This window comes from Vibrio sp. SCSIO 43086 (assembly GCF_051132235.1).
Classification (GTDB): domain Bacteria; phylum Pseudomonadota; class Gammaproteobacteria; order Enterobacterales; family Vibrionaceae; genus Vibrio; species Vibrio diabolicus.
This window is the reverse complement of record NZ_CP072677.1, coordinates 295,235-307,452: the sequence shown is the minus strand read 5'-3', so window position 1 is coordinate 307,452 and position 12,218 is coordinate 295,235. Positions and strand designations below refer to the sequence as shown.

The following is a 12,218-nucleotide window of genomic DNA, read 5'->3' as shown; positions in this document are numbered from 1 at the left end:
AGAAAACCGTTTCTGAGTTATCACATGCACAGCGATCTTTTTTCAGACTTAGTCAATCATGGCTTCTTAGACACAGAAGCAAACCAACTTATCGAAAATGGTGAGTTACTCGAACTGCCTACGCGCCACATTCTTAACCACCAAGGAGAGTTTAGCTCGCACCTTTACTTCATTATTGAAGGGTTATGCCATGCAAGCTATCTCACTGAGCAGGGCAAAGAGTTCAGTAAAGAATTTTATTGGGAGAAAGACTGGGTTATCGGCTTTGAGAGCATAATAAAGGACCAACCTTCGCCTTACTTATTGGAAACGCTGAGCGCTTGTCAGCTATTTTGCTTGCCAATTGAAACGTTGCATCACTGGCGAGCAGAAAAGCACGCCATTTACTTAAAGCTACTCGAAAACCAACTGGTTAATAAAGAGAACAAAGAACGCTTTATGCTGCTCTACTCCCCAGAGGAACGATATCAACTATTTTGCGCCCATTACCCAGACTTAAAGCTACGTATTACCGATAGCCAAATAGCTGCTTATCTTGGGATCACGCCTATCAGTTTGAGCCGAATTAAAGCGCGCTTAACTAAAGATCACACATCCAAGTAAACTCGAAAAAGAAAAGGCTCTTCAAACGAAGAGCCTTTCTATGCTATTTAAGAAGCCGCGCTCGGAACTGACGCCCTTTCATCTTGCCATTACTAATGGTTTGTAGAGCCTTTTTGGCAGCTGACTTCTCGACCGCAACGTAGGCGCGCATCGGGAAAAGGTGAATCTTGCCAACTTGAGAGCCTGGGATACCATTTTTTCCAGTCAGACACCCTAAGATATCACCCGGTCGTACTTTCTGTTTCTTACCGCCATCAATGTTAATCGTCACCATCTTCGCTTGGTATGGCTGCTGATTTGATTTGGCAGGCAATGTTGCTGGTACCACGTCCATGTCCAGGTATTCTTCAATACGAGCTACACGCAAACCGTCTTTCTCTCCAAAGAAGCTGAACGCCAAACCTTTACTACCTGCACGGCCTGTACGACCGATACGGTGTACATGAACCTCAGGATCGCGCGATAGCTCAAAGTTAAAGACTGCATCAAGGTTATCTACGTCCAAACCACGCGCCGCGACGTCTGTTGCGACAAGGATAGAAACACTCTTGTTAGCAAACTGCACCAATGCTTGATCGCGTTCACGCTGTTCTAAGTCCCCATGGATATCGATAACGCTGAACCCTTTGCGATGCAACTCATCTGCGACACTTTGCACTTCTTTTTTGGTATTGCAAAAAACCACAGCGGACTCTGGTTGGTGAGTCAGTAGCAAGTTCGCCAACGCTTCATCACGCGCTTCCGAACCTTCAACTTTGTAGAAATGCTGAGCAATGCTTGAGGTATCATGAGTCGATTCCACCTTAATGACTTCAGGCGTCTGCATAATACGCTGCGCAATTTGCTCAATTTTCTCTGGGAAAGTAGCACTGAAAAGTAGAGTTTGACGCTGCTTTGGCGCTGCATCAATAATCGCATCTAATGCGTCTTGGAAACCCATGTCCAACATGCGATCAGCTTCATCTAGCACCAAGGTATTCAGCTCGCTAAGGTTAATTCGGCCTTTCTCAAGGTGATCCAAAATACGGCCAGGTGTGCCGACTAAGATATGCGCGCCATGCTCCAGAGAACCAATTTGTGGCCCCATTGGCATCCCACCGCAGAGAGTAAGCACTTTAATATTATGAATGCCACGACCTAAAGTACGAATTTCCTTCGCGACTTGATCCGCAAGCTCACGAGTTGGACACAATACTAATGACTGGACACGAAAGCGTTTGACGTTCAGGTTCGATAAAACACCCAAACCAAATGCAGCGGTTTTACCTGAGCCCGTTTTACCCTGCCCGATGACATCACGATGTTTTAGGATTGCAGGCAAACTCAAAGCTTGAATTGGCGTCATGTGGGTGTAGTTCAGGGAATCAAGTGTGGCAAGTAACGCTGGGTTTAGCCCGACTTGATCAAAAGTTTGTTTGCTCACGGGAATATCCTCAGGTGAGATGAAAAGAGGGCACATTATCACCAGATTTGGTGGGAAAACCAGTGCTAATTAACCTTTGTTAATGAGTATGAGTACAAAACAAAGTAAAGTCAGTCACTCTACTCTCATGACGGATGACAACATGCTCACTTGGATTACTTTGCCCTTTGCTCAACTGACAACCACACAATTGTATACAATGATGAAATTACGTGTGGATGTATTCGTCGTTGAACAAACCTGCCCTTATCCTGAACTGGATGGCAAAGACACACTAGAAGGTGTTTATCATCTAATAGGTTACCACGGTGATGAACTTGTTGCTTGCGCACGATTGCTACCCGCTGGCACGACGTATGACAATGTGAGCATTGGTCGAGTCGTCACCAAACAAACTGCACGTGGTGATGGTCTGGGACATAAGTTGCTGGAAGAGGCATTAACACAGTGTGAAATATTGTGGCCAGGACAGACGATTGATATAGGAGCTCAAGAGCATCTCATCCAGTTTTATGCGAGTCATGGATTCAAAGTTATTTCTGATCGCTACCTAGAGGATGGTATTCCTCATGTGGATATGCGAAAAGAAGCCGTAGCGATATAACGCGTTCATTGCTAGGTTAACTAATTTATAGATAAACTAAAAAGACGCGATACCTTCGCGTCTTTAGTTCATTTGAAGCATCTACTTGTTGCGCCCAAAGGTCCCATCCGATAAGCGGAAAAACATGACGGACCGGCCGCTTTTTTCTAGTTGCAGCATATCCAACTCGCCTTCATCGCTAAGCTTAAAGCGAATCAATTGTCCTTGTTTAATTTGGCTCAGCGGCTTATCACTGCCTTCGATTTTTACTAGAGCGCTAAGATCCGCCATCGAGAGCTTATTACTTCTGAAAACCTGCGCTAACGTGTCGCCATTTTTAACCGTGTACTCTTTCCAGTCTTCGGATTTCGGCCCAGAATTCTGAGAGGTTCTTTGCTGGCTTAAACTCTGTGCGTTCAGCTGAATCGCTACGCGCTGATGATCGACCTCAGCTTGCTCAACTGATTGTTCTGTTTTATTCGGCAAAGGAATAACAAGGAGTACCAGAATCAATGGTACTAAAACCATCAAAGCTCGCTGATGGAATTTCGGTAGGCGCAGCCAAAACTGCTTAACAGGCTGTATACGCTCCAACCATTGCTCTTTGTTGAACGGCTGCTTCCAGTCGATAGCAGCGAATTTTTGTTTAACCAATTCGACATAGTCGACTTGCTGCTTTTTCTTTCTGCGACGATTCATTTTAATGAGTCCCTTAATACTTCTACTGCCAGTATAAAAATACCGACGCGGAGAGTATATGTTTTTCACTAAACTAAAATGGAATTTGGATTAAATTAGCAGAAATTTCACTTGGAGTAAGAGATAAGTCACACCCTGGCCGCCTCAATTAAGCATTCAGTCGCAATCATTTAAACCTAAGCTCGAAACTGATATCCTGTTACCTTTATCACTCCTAACAAGAGCGACATTCATGTCTGAAATTAAATTTGAAACTGCAGAACAAAAAGCAAGCTACGGCATTGGTCTGCAAATGGGTCAGCAACTTGCCGGTTCTGGTCTTGAAGGTCTTAGCGTTGATGCTATCGCAGCGGGTATTGCAACAGCACTAACTGGTGACATGCCATCAATCGAAATTGATGAAATCAACAAAGCACTACAAGAGCTTCACACTCGTGCAGAAACCGCTCGCCAAGAAGCAGCGAAAATTGCAGCAGCAGAAGGCGAAGCGTTCCTAAAAGACAACGCACTACGCCCTGAAGTTAATGTTCTAGACTCTGGCCTTCAGTACGAAATCATTTCTGAAGGTACTGGTGCAGTTCCAACAGCAGAAAGCTCAGTTCGCGTTCACTACCACGGTGAGCTAACTGACGGTACTGTATTCGATAGCTCTGTATCTCGCGGTCAACCAGCTGAATTCCCTGTTACAGGCGTAATCAAAGGCTGGGTAGAAGCACTACAACTAATGCCTGTTGGTTCTAAGTGGAAACTATACGTACCACAAGACCTTGCGTACGGTGAGCGTGGCGCTGGTGCAGCTATCCCTCCATTCGCAGCACTAGTTTTCGAAGTAGAACTACTAGATATTCTTTAATTGAAACCATTTTCAATTATGATTTAATAAAACGGCGCATTAGCGCCGTTTTTTTGTCTAAACTGAATAGACTTTCTCACCTCTAAACCTTTCATTCTGATAGCCTTTAAAACAATAAAATCACGTTAAAAACGCTCAACCTTCGGAGGTACTATGCGTAAAACACTCCTGACTCTGGCACTCTTATCAATGAACATTGGTAGTGCACACGCATTCTTAGATTCCGTCACGCAAAAAAGTAAAGAAAGTGGCCTAATGGATATGGTAGGTAGTAGCCTGAACACTGAAGCATCTCCATTAACAGACATGCTAACTAGCCAATTACCTGTATCTACAGAACAAGCGGCTGGAGGTAGTGGCGCACTACTCGCTTTGGCTCAAAGCCAGCTTTCACAAGAAAATAGCAGTGAATTACAGTCTTTGATTCCTGGGCTTTCAAACTTGCAAGGAGCACAAAGCTTACTGGGGAATATTGAGAATATCAGTGCAGTAAAAAGTGCATTCGATACGTTGGGTTTAGATCCCTCTATGATCAGTCAGTTTGCTCCAGTAATCTTGGATTACTTGAACAAGCAAGGCGCTAGCGAGGGACTTCTAAGTTCATTGGGCGGGTTGTGGAATACTAGTAAATAAGCGCAAGTGATAATCACTTTTTAAATTGCCAGTCTACATGGAGTAAAATAAATGCAGGCTGGATATAAAGATTTACTGAATCGCAGATACAAAAAAGCCGAGCTAACGCTCGGCTTTCTCGTTCTTACGAACTGATTACTCAGCAGCTTCTTCAGCAGCTGGGCGATCTACAAGCTCAATGTAAGCCATTGGAGCTTTATCACCAGCACGGAAGCCAGCTTTTAGGATACGAGTGTAACCGCCCTGACGAGCAGCAAAACGTGGACCTAGTTCGTTAAATAGTTTTGCAACTACTTCGTTGTCACGAGTACGTGCAAATGCTAGACGACGGTTAGCAACACTGTCAGTCTTAGCTAGTGTAATCAAAGGCTCAACTACGCGACGTAGCTCTTTTGCTTTTGGCAAAGTAGTCTTGATAACTTCATGACGTACTAGAGAGCTAGCCATGTTGCTGAACATCGCTTTGCGATGTGAGCTGTTGCGGTTGAGTTGACGACCACTCTTACGATGGCGCATGACCTAATCCTTCTAACTAGTATCGATTAATCTTCAGCGATTGATGCAGGTGGCCAGTTTTCTAGGCGCATGCCCAGAGACAGACCACGTGACGCAAGTACGTCTTTAATCTCAGTAAGAGATTTTTTACCAAGGTTAGGCGTTTTAAGTAGCTCAACCTCAGTACGTTGTACTAGATCACCGATGTAGTGAATCGCTTCTGCTTTCAGACAGTTAGCAGAGCGAACTGTTAGTTCAAGATCGTCTACAGGACGCAGTAGGATCGGATCGAATTCTGGCTTCTCTTCTTTCTCCTCAGGAACTCGTACATCACGAAGATCTACGAATGCATCCAATTGTTCAGCTAGGATTGTAGCTGCACGACGGATTGCTTCCTCAGGTTCTAGAGTACCGTTTGTTTCCATATCGATAACAAGCTTGTCTAGATCAGTGCGCTGTTCTACACGAGCTGCTTCTACAGCGTAGGCAATTTTGTCTACTGGGCTGTAAGTAGCATCTACTAGTAGGCGACCGATTGGACGCTCGTCTTCTTCGTTATGGATACGCGCAGAAGCTGGAACATAACCACGACCACGTTCTACTTTAATACGCATTGCGATTTCAGCGTTGTCATCCGTTAGGTGACAAATAACGTGTTCAGGGTTAGCGATCTCTACATCACCATCATGGGTGATGTCACCTGCAACCACAGGGCCCGAGCCTGATTTGTTCAAAGTAATGAACACTTCATCTTTGCCTTCAGCAACACGCACTGCCAAACCTTTAAGGTTTAGAAGGATTTCAAGAATATCTTCTTGTACACCTTCTTTAGTGCTGTACTCGTGAAGTACGCCTTCGATTTCTACTTCTGTCACTGCACAACCAGGCATAGAAGATAGAAGAATGCGGCGAAGTGCATTACCCAGAGTATGACCAAAGCCACGCTCTAATGGCTCAAGAGTTACTTTTGCGTGAGTCGAGCTGATTTGTTCGATGTCAACTAGACGTGGCTTAAGAAATTCTGTTACAGAACCCTGCATTGTGTCCTCTCTTTAGTTTAAACCTTACTTAGAGTAAAGCTCGACGATCAATTGTTCGTTGATGTCAGCTGATAGATCAGAACGCTCAGGCATACGCTTGAATGTACCTTCCATCTTGCCACCATCTACTTCAATCCAAGTTGGTTTTTCACGTTGTTCAGCAACTTCTAGAGCAGCTTTAATACGAGCTTGCTGTTTAGCTTTCTCGCGAATAGAAACAACGTCATTAGCCGCTACTTTGAAAGAAGGAACGTTTACAACTTTACCGTTTACTAGGATAGCTTTGTGGCTAACTAGCTGACGTGCTTCTGCGCGAGTTGCACCAAAGCCCATGCGGTAAACTACGTTATCAAGACGACCTTCAAGAAGCTGAAGTAGGTTTTCACCAGTGTTGCCTTTTAGGCGAGCAGCTTCTTTGTAGTAGTTACGGAATTGTTTTTCTAGAACGCCGTACATACGACGTACTTTTTGCTTCTCACGAAGCTGAACGCCATACTCAGATAGACGACCGCGACGAGCGCCGTGTACACCTGGTGCGTTATCAATTTTACACTTGGTATCGATCGCGCGAACACCAGACTTAAGGAATAAGTCAGTGCCTTCACGACGGCTAAGCTTCAGCTTAGGACCCAAATATCTTGCCATGATTCTTCTCCAATTGTCCTAGAAACGTTATACGCGACGTTTCTTAGGTGGACGACAACCGTTATGAGGGATTGGTGTAGCATCAACGATGTTTGTGATGCGGAAACCAGCGGCGTTTAGTGCACGAACAGTAGATTCGCGACCTGGACCAGGACCCTTAACCATAACTTCCAAGTTCTTTAGGCCGTATTCTTTAGCCATTTCAGCACAACGCTCAGCAGCAACCTGTGCAGCGAACGGAGTAGACTTACGAGAACCACGGAAACCAGAACCACCTGCAGTAGCCCATGCAAGAGCGTTACCTTGACGGTCAGTAATGGTTACGATTGTGTTATTGAAAGAAGCATGGATGTGCGCAACGCCATCTGCAACTTGCTTGCGTACGCGCTTACGAGCGCGAGTTGGTTGTTTAGCCATTGTACTCTACCTTCCCGATTATTTCTTGATCGGCTTACGCGGACCCTTACGGGTGCGAGCGTTGGTTTTAGTACGCTGTCCACGTAGTGGTAGACTGCGACGATGACGAAGACCACGGTAACAGCCAAGGTCCATAAGACGCTTGATGTTCATAGATACTTCACGACGTAGATCACCTTCTACAGTGTACTTAGCTACACCATCACGCAGTTGATCGATCTGCTCTTCAGTTAGTTCACTGATCTTAACATTTTCAGCAATACCCACTTCAGCTAGGATAGCTTGAGAGCGAGTTTTACCGATGCCGTAGATCGCTGTTAGAGCGATTACTGCATGTTTCTGATCAGGAATGTTAATGCCTGCTATACGGGCCATTATTCACTCCTAAGTGTTTCTATAAAAGAATTAGCCGCAGCAAAGCCCGTTATGGATACGCTGCGGAATACTACTTCTTTTGCACGCAAAAGGTAGGCCGAGGAATATACTCGACCCAACCTTCATTTTCAAGTAAAAATTTCTGCTAATTAGCCTTGGCGCTGTTTGTGCTTTGGCTCACTGCAAATCACGCGAACGACACCGTTACGCTTGATTACTTTACAGTTACGGCAGATTTTTTTAACGGAAGCACGAACTTTCATTGCTAAACTCCGTAAATGAAACTGAGTCTACCGCCGGATTAACGGCCGTAGCCTTTCAGATTCGCTTTCTTCAACACAGAATCATACTGTTGAGACATCAGATGAGTCTGTACCTGTGCCATAAAGTCCATAATTACAACAACTACGATTAGTAGCGATGTACCGCCGAAGTAGAAACGTACGTTCCACGCGACCATCATGAACTCGGGAATCAGACAGATAAAGGTAATGTACAGTGCACCAGCAAGGGTTAAACGTGTCATTACTTTATCAATGTACTTCGCTGTCTGCTCACCTGGGCGGATACCGGGTACGAATGCACCAGACTTCTTCAAGTTATCTGCTGTTTCACGCGGGTTGAAAACCAACGCCGTGTAGAAGAAACAGAAGAAGATAATTGCTGCTGCATAAAGCATTACATACAACGGTTGACCTGGGCTAAGAGCCAAAGACACGTCAGTTAACCAACCGAACGCGCTGCTCTCGCCGTTTTGACCAAACCACTGAGCCAATGTTCCTGGGAACAAGATAATGCTTGATGCAAAAATCGCTGGGATTACACCTGCCATGTTAATTTTAAGAGGCAGATGCGAGCTTTGCGCAGCAAATACTTTACGACCTTGTTGACGCTTCGCGTAGTTAACGACGATTCGGCGTTGACCACGTTCCATGAAAACAACGAAGTAAATGACTGCAAAAGCTAATACCGCGATTAGCAACAGAAGAAGTACATGCAATTCACCTTGACGCGCTTGCTCGATTGTTTGACCGATTGCAGAAGGCAATCCAGCAACAATACCTGCAAAAATCAGTATCGAAATACCGTTACCAATTCCTCGCTCTGTAATTTGTTCACCTAACCACATTAAGAACATGGTACCGGTTACTAAACTTACGGTAGCAATTAGCGTAAACATGGTTTGGTTGATAACAACCAGATTGTCGACCATGTTTGGTAGGCCAGTTGCAATACCTATAGCTTGGAAGGTTGCAAGTACAAGCGTGCCGTAGCGTGTGTATTGGCTGATCTTACGACGGCCTGCTTCACCCTCTTTTTTGAGTTCAGCTAACGCTGGATGAACTACAGTTAGCAATTGGACAACAATAGATGCCGAAATATACGGCATGATGCCCAATGCTAATATAGATGCACGCTCAAGAGCACCACCGGAGAACATGTTAAACATTTCAACGATGGTACCTTTTTGCTGTTCGAACAAATCGGCAAGTACAGCAGCGTCAATACCAGGAATCGGCACAAAGGAGCCGGCTCGGAATACTAAAAGTGCACCAATTACGAATAACAAGCGCGACTTTAGTTCACTTAAGCCGCTCTGAGCACTACGAAAATCTTGTCCTGGTTTCTTAGCCATCTGTACCTCGTTCCTCGAGATTATTCCTCGATTTTACCGCCTGCAGCTTCGATTGCAGCTTTAGCGCCTTTAGTCACACGTAGACCTTTCACAGTCACTGCTTTGTTGATTTCACCAGAAAGAACAACTTTTACAAATTCGATGTTCTTAGTGATGATGTTAGCAGCTTTAAGACTGTTTAGATCAACTACGTCACCAGAAACTTTCGCTAGCTCAGCTAGACGAACTTCAGCAGACACTAGGCTCTTACGAGAAGTGAAACCGAATTTTGGTAGACGTTGTTTCAGAGGCATCTGACCGCCTTCGAAACCTGGACGAACACTGCCGCCAGAACGTGATTTTTGACCTTTGTGACCACGGCCACCAGTTTTACCTAGGCCTGAACCGATACCACGACCTACTCGCTTCGCAGAAGTTTTCGCGCCAGCAGCCGGTGCTAGAGTATTCAAACGCATTCTGATTACTCCTCAACTTTAACCATGTAGTAAACCTTGTTGATCATACCGCGAATACACGGAGTATCTTCAAGTTCTACTGTGTGGTTGATTTTACGAAGACCTAGACCGCGCAAAGTAGCTTTGTGCTTTGGCAGACGACCAATTGAGCTTTTAGTTTGAGTTACTTTAATAGTTGCCATGGTGTTCTTACTCCGAAATAGATTCAACAGTTAGACCACGTTTAGCAGCAACCATTTCTGGTGACTTCATGCTACCTAGTGCATCGATCGTTGCACGAACGATGTTGATAGGGTTCGTAGAACCGTACGCTTTAGATAGTACGTTGTGTACACCAGCAACTTCTAGTACTGCACGCATCGCACCACCTGCGATAACACCAGTACCTTCTGCAGCAGGCTGCATGTAAACTTTAGAGCCCGAATGGCGACCTTTCACTGGGTGGTGAAGAGTGCCTTCGTTTAGAGCGATCGTAGTCATGTTACGACGCGCTTTTTCCATTGCTTTTTGAATCGCTGCAGGTACTTCACGAGCTTTGCCGTAACCGAAACCTACACGACCATTACCGTCACCAACTACTGTTAGTGCAGTGAAGCTCATGATTCGACCGCCTTTAACCGTCTTAGATACGCGGTTAACTGCGATTAGCTTTTCTTGCAAATCATTCGCTTGAACTTGTTGTTCTTTAGCCATCTTCCAACCCTACCTTAGAATTTCAGACCAGCTTCGCGAGCAGATTCTGCTAGCGCCGCTACTCGACCGTGGTATTGGAAACCAGAACGATCAAATGCAACTGCAGTTACGCCCTTCTCAAGAGCGCGCTCAGCAATAGCTTTACCCACTGCTTTAGCTGCATCAACGTTACCAGTGTATTTCACTTGCTCACGGATCGCTTTTTCTACAGTAGAAGCTGCTGCGATAACCTCAGAGCCGTTAGCCGCGATAACCTGTGCGTACACGTGACGAGGAGTACGGTGTACAACTAGGCGAGTCGCACCCAGTTCTGCAATCTTACGACGTGCACGTGTAGCACGACGGATGCGAGATGCTTTCTTATCCATAGTGTTACCTTACTTCTTCTTAGCTTCTTTAGTACGCACATTTTCATCTGCGTAACGAACACCTTTGCCTTTGTATGGCTCAGGCTCACGGTAAGAACGAATGTCAGCCGCAACTTGACCAACTAGTTGCTTGTCAGCACCAGTGATCACGATTTCAGTTTGGCTTGGACATTCAGCTTTAATACCCGCTGGCAACTCGTGCTCAACTGGGTGTGAGAAGCCTAGTGTTAGACCTACAGCGTTGCCTTTGATAGCAGCACGGTAACCTACACCTTTAAGAGTTAGCTTCTTAGTAAAGCCTTCAGTAACACCAACAACCATGTTGTTAACTAGAGCGCGAGCAGTACCTGCTTGAGCCCATGCGTTAGCAACACCTTCTTTAGGACCGAAAGTCAGGTTATTTTCTTCCTGAGCGATTACAACTGCATCGTTAAGAACGCGAGTTAGTTCGCCTTTCGCACCTTTTACAGTGATTTCTTGGCCGTTTAGTTTCACCTCTACGCCAGCTGGAATAGCGACAGGTGCTTTTGCAACACGAGACATAGTCTACTCCTTATTAAGCTACGTAAGCGATGATTTCACCACCAAGACCTGCTTTACGTGCAGCGCGGTCTGACATAAGACCCTTGGAAGTTGAAACGATAGCAATACCAAGACCACCCATTACAGAAGGAAGTTCATCTTTCTTCTTGTAAACACGTAGACCTGGACGAGAAACACGTTTAAGTTGCTCGATTACTGGTTTAGCTTGGAAGTACTTAAGTGTAACTTCTAGCTCAGGTTTTGCTTCGCCTTCAACAGCGAAGTCAACGATGTAACCTTCAGCTTTTAGTAGTGCAGCAATTGCAACTTTAAGCTTTGAAGAAGGCATTTTTACAGCAACTTTGTTTGCTGCCTGACCGTTACGAACGCGGGTCAGCATATCCGAAATCGGATCTTGCATGCTCATATGATTTACTCCAAATGATTAAGTGGCAATTACCAGCTAGCCTTACGAAGACCCGGAATCTCGCCTTTCATGCAAGCTTCACGAACCTTAATACGGCTTAGACCGAACTTACGTAGGTAACCGTGTGGACGACCAGTTTGGTTGCAACGGTTGCGCTGACGTGATGCACTTGAATCACGTGGAAGAGATTGCAGTGTAAGAACCGCGTTCCAACGATCTTCTTCAGATGCGTTTACATCGCTGATGATAGCTTTTAGCGCTGCACGCTTTTCAGCGAACTTAGCTACTAGCTGTGCACGTTTAGCTTCACGTGCTTTCATTGATTGTTTAGCCATAACAGTAACCCTTCAC

20 protein-coding genes are annotated in these 12,218 nt (G+C 45.2%); 4 read left to right on the top strand and 16 right to left on the bottom strand.

Annotated features, from left to right (window positions below):
* Positions 1 to 24 precede the first annotated feature (24 nt).
* Positions 25 to 603, top strand: a complete 579-nt coding sequence (locus tag J8Z23_RS01500; RefSeq protein ID WP_256951355.1) for a Crp/Fnr family transcriptional regulator — start codon at positions 25 to 27, stop codon at positions 601 to 603.
* A 43-nt stretch (positions 604 to 646) separates the two neighbouring features.
* Here the strand turns inward: J8Z23_RS01500 and dbpA are convergent, their stop codons facing one another.
* Complete coding sequence (dbpA, locus tag J8Z23_RS01495; RefSeq protein ID WP_047009023.1) at positions 647 to 2,026, bottom strand: ATP-dependent RNA helicase DbpA; 1,380 nt, start codon at positions 2,024 to 2,026, stop codon at positions 647 to 649.
* A 142-nt stretch (positions 2,027 to 2,168) separates the two neighbouring features.
* Between dbpA and J8Z23_RS01490 the strand changes: the two genes are divergently transcribed.
* On the top strand, positions 2,169 to 2,630 hold the full coding sequence (locus J8Z23_RS01490; RefSeq protein WP_031780248.1) for a GNAT family N-acetyltransferase: 462 nt from the start codon (positions 2,169 to 2,171) through the stop codon (positions 2,628 to 2,630).
* A gap of 81 nt (positions 2,631 to 2,711) precedes the next feature.
* On the opposite strand, the gene J8Z23_RS01485 is transcribed toward J8Z23_RS01490, so the two are convergent.
* The gene (locus J8Z23_RS01485) at positions 2,712 to 3,308 is read right to left on the bottom strand and encodes a LysM-like peptidoglycan-binding domain-containing protein (RefSeq protein ID WP_047009022.1); all 597 of its coding nucleotides are present in this window, start codon (positions 3,306 to 3,308) and stop codon (positions 2,712 to 2,714) included.
* Between the two features lie 232 nt (positions 3,309 to 3,540).
* Between J8Z23_RS01485 and J8Z23_RS01480 the strand changes: the two genes are divergently transcribed.
* Both J8Z23_RS01480 and J8Z23_RS01475 read left to right on the top strand, forming a co-directional pair.
* The gene (locus J8Z23_RS01480) at positions 3,541 to 4,161 is read left to right on the top strand and encodes an FKBP-type peptidyl-prolyl cis-trans isomerase (RefSeq protein WP_005392370.1); all 621 of its coding nucleotides are present in this window, start codon (positions 3,541 to 3,543) and stop codon (positions 4,159 to 4,161) included.
* Between the two features lie 153 nt (positions 4,162 to 4,314).
* Entirely contained in the window at positions 4,315 to 4,794 is a 480-nt protein-coding gene (locus J8Z23_RS01475) for a DUF2780 domain-containing protein (protein WP_222133144.1), read from the top strand.
* 135 nt (positions 4,795 to 4,929) lie between these two features.
* Here J8Z23_RS01475 and rplQ read toward each other — a convergent pair whose 3' ends face one another.
* The 14 genes from rplQ to rpsN form a co-directional block, all read right to left on the bottom strand.
* Positions 4,930 to 5,310 carry a 50S ribosomal protein L17 gene (gene rplQ, locus J8Z23_RS01470; RefSeq protein ID WP_005383141.1) on the bottom strand — a complete coding sequence of 127 codons (381 nt, stop codon included), beginning with the start codon at positions 5,308 to 5,310 and terminating at the stop codon, positions 4,930 to 4,932.
* Between the two features lie 26 nt (positions 5,311 to 5,336).
* Positions 5,337 to 6,329 (bottom strand): DNA-directed RNA polymerase subunit alpha, encoded by a 993-nt coding sequence (locus J8Z23_RS01465; protein ID WP_005383143.1) that lies wholly within the window; start codon positions 6,327 to 6,329, stop codon positions 5,337 to 5,339.
* 24 nt (positions 6,330 to 6,353) lie between these two features.
* Positions 6,354 to 6,974, bottom strand: coding sequence for a 30S ribosomal protein S4 (gene rpsD, locus J8Z23_RS01460; RefSeq protein ID WP_005383146.1), 621 nt, complete (start codon positions 6,972 to 6,974; stop codon positions 6,354 to 6,356).
* Positions 6,975 to 7,001: 27 nt separating this feature from the next.
* A complete protein-coding gene (gene rpsK / locus J8Z23_RS01455; protein ID WP_001118870.1) occupies positions 7,002 to 7,391 on the bottom strand; it encodes a 30S ribosomal protein S11 in 390 nt (129 codons plus the stop codon).
* Between the two features lie 18 nt (positions 7,392 to 7,409).
* Positions 7,410 to 7,766 carry a 30S ribosomal protein S13 gene (gene rpsM, locus J8Z23_RS01450; protein WP_005383154.1) on the bottom strand — a complete coding sequence of 119 codons (357 nt, stop codon included), beginning with the start codon at positions 7,764 to 7,766 and terminating at the stop codon, positions 7,410 to 7,412.
* A 149-nt stretch (positions 7,767 to 7,915) separates the two neighbouring features.
* Positions 7,916 to 8,029 (bottom strand): 50S ribosomal protein L36, encoded by a 114-nt coding sequence (rpmJ, locus tag J8Z23_RS01445; RefSeq protein ID WP_000868186.1) that lies wholly within the window; start codon positions 8,027 to 8,029, stop codon positions 7,916 to 7,918.
* 38 nt (positions 8,030 to 8,067) lie between these two features.
* Positions 8,068 to 9,402: a preprotein translocase subunit SecY gene (gene secY / locus J8Z23_RS01440; protein ID WP_005379562.1), complete on the bottom strand. Its 1,335-nt coding sequence runs from the start codon at positions 9,400 to 9,402 to the stop codon at positions 8,068 to 8,070.
* A 20-nt stretch (positions 9,403 to 9,422) separates the two neighbouring features.
* A complete protein-coding gene (rplO, locus tag J8Z23_RS01435) occupies positions 9,423 to 9,857 on the bottom strand; it encodes a 50S ribosomal protein L15 (RefSeq protein ID WP_005383155.1) in 435 nt (144 codons plus the stop codon).
* Positions 9,858 to 9,862: 5 nt separating this feature from the next.
* Positions 9,863 to 10,039, bottom strand: a complete 177-nt coding sequence (rpmD, locus tag J8Z23_RS01430) for a 50S ribosomal protein L30 (RefSeq protein WP_005379565.1) — start codon at positions 10,037 to 10,039, stop codon at positions 9,863 to 9,865.
* A gap of 7 nt (positions 10,040 to 10,046) precedes the next feature.
* Positions 10,047 to 10,550 (bottom strand): 30S ribosomal protein S5, encoded by a 504-nt coding sequence (gene rpsE, locus J8Z23_RS01425; RefSeq protein WP_004745894.1) that lies wholly within the window; start codon positions 10,548 to 10,550, stop codon positions 10,047 to 10,049.
* Positions 10,551 to 10,564: 14 nt separating this feature from the next.
* Complete coding sequence (rplR, locus tag J8Z23_RS01420) at positions 10,565 to 10,918, bottom strand: 50S ribosomal protein L18 (RefSeq protein ID WP_005379568.1); 354 nt, start codon at positions 10,916 to 10,918, stop codon at positions 10,565 to 10,567.
* Between the two features lie 9 nt (positions 10,919 to 10,927).
* Positions 10,928 to 11,461 carry a 50S ribosomal protein L6 gene (gene rplF, locus J8Z23_RS01415; protein ID WP_005392377.1) on the bottom strand — a complete coding sequence of 178 codons (534 nt, stop codon included), beginning with the start codon at positions 11,459 to 11,461 and terminating at the stop codon, positions 10,928 to 10,930.
* A 13-nt stretch (positions 11,462 to 11,474) separates the two neighbouring features.
* A complete protein-coding gene (gene rpsH / locus J8Z23_RS01410; RefSeq protein ID WP_005379572.1) occupies positions 11,475 to 11,867 on the bottom strand; it encodes a 30S ribosomal protein S8 in 393 nt (130 codons plus the stop codon).
* A gap of 29 nt (positions 11,868 to 11,896) precedes the next feature.
* Complete coding sequence (rpsN, locus tag J8Z23_RS01405) at positions 11,897 to 12,202, bottom strand: 30S ribosomal protein S14 (protein ID WP_012841173.1); 306 nt, start codon at positions 12,200 to 12,202, stop codon at positions 11,897 to 11,899.
* Positions 12,203 to 12,218: the final 16 nt, after the last annotated feature.

Excerpts from the sequence above, each read along its gene's own strand:
- rpsN (WP_012841173.1), bottom strand. The coding sequence starts at position 12,202 with ATGGCTAAACAATCAATGAAAGCACGTGAAGCTAAACGTGCACAGCTA.
- rpmD (WP_005379565.1), bottom strand. The coding sequence starts at position 10,039 with ATGGCAACTATTAAAGTAACTCAAACTAAAAGCTCAATTGGTCGTCTG.
- J8Z23_RS01490 (WP_031780248.1), top strand. The coding sequence starts at position 2,169 with ATGCTCACTTGGATTACTTTGCCCTTTGCTCAACTGACAACCACACAA.
- rplQ (WP_005383141.1), bottom strand. The coding sequence starts at position 5,310 with ATGCGCCATCGTAAGAGTGGTCGTCAACTCAACCGCAACAGCTCACAT.
- rpsM (WP_005383154.1), bottom strand. The coding sequence starts at position 7,766 with ATGGCCCGTATAGCAGGCATTAACATTCCTGATCAGAAACATGCAGTA.
- J8Z23_RS01500 (WP_256951355.1), top strand. The coding sequence starts at position 25 with ATGCACAGCGATCTTTTTTCAGACTTAGTCAATCATGGCTTCTTAGAC.
- secY (WP_005379562.1), bottom strand. The coding sequence starts at position 9,402 with ATGGCTAAGAAACCAGGACAAGATTTTCGTAGTGCTCAGAGCGGCTTA.
- rpmJ (WP_000868186.1), bottom strand. The coding sequence starts at position 8,029 with ATGAAAGTTCGTGCTTCCGTTAAAAAAATCTGCCGTAACTGTAAAGTA.
- J8Z23_RS01475 (WP_222133144.1), top strand. The coding sequence starts at position 4,315 with ATGCGTAAAACACTCCTGACTCTGGCACTCTTATCAATGAACATTGGT.
- rpsK (WP_001118870.1), bottom strand. The coding sequence starts at position 7,391 with ATGGCTAAACAACCAACTCGCGCTCGTAAGCGCGTACGCAAGCAAGTT.
- J8Z23_RS01480 (WP_005392370.1), top strand. The coding sequence starts at position 3,541 with ATGTCTGAAATTAAATTTGAAACTGCAGAACAAAAAGCAAGCTACGGC.
- rpsH (WP_005379572.1), bottom strand. The coding sequence starts at position 11,867 with ATGAGCATGCAAGATCCGATTTCGGATATGCTGACCCGCGTTCGTAAC.
- rpsD (WP_005383146.1), bottom strand. The coding sequence starts at position 6,974 with ATGGCAAGATATTTGGGTCCTAAGCTGAAGCTTAGCCGTCGTGAAGGC.
- rplR (WP_005379568.1), bottom strand. The coding sequence starts at position 10,918 with ATGGATAAGAAAGCATCTCGCATCCGTCGTGCTACACGTGCACGTCGT.
- rpsE (WP_004745894.1), bottom strand. The coding sequence starts at position 10,550 with ATGGCTAAAGAACAACAAGTTCAAGCGAATGATTTGCAAGAAAAGCTA.
- rplO (WP_005383155.1), bottom strand. The coding sequence starts at position 9,857 with ATGCGTTTGAATACTCTAGCACCGGCTGCTGGCGCGAAAACTTCTGCG.
- J8Z23_RS01485 (WP_047009022.1), bottom strand. The coding sequence starts at position 3,308 with ATGAATCGTCGCAGAAAGAAAAAGCAGCAAGTCGACTATGTCGAATTG.
- J8Z23_RS01465 (WP_005383143.1), bottom strand. The coding sequence starts at position 6,329 with ATGCAGGGTTCTGTAACAGAATTTCTTAAGCCACGTCTAGTTGACATC.
- rplF (WP_005392377.1), bottom strand. The coding sequence starts at position 11,461 with ATGTCTCGTGTTGCAAAAGCACCTGTCGCTATTCCAGCTGGCGTAGAG.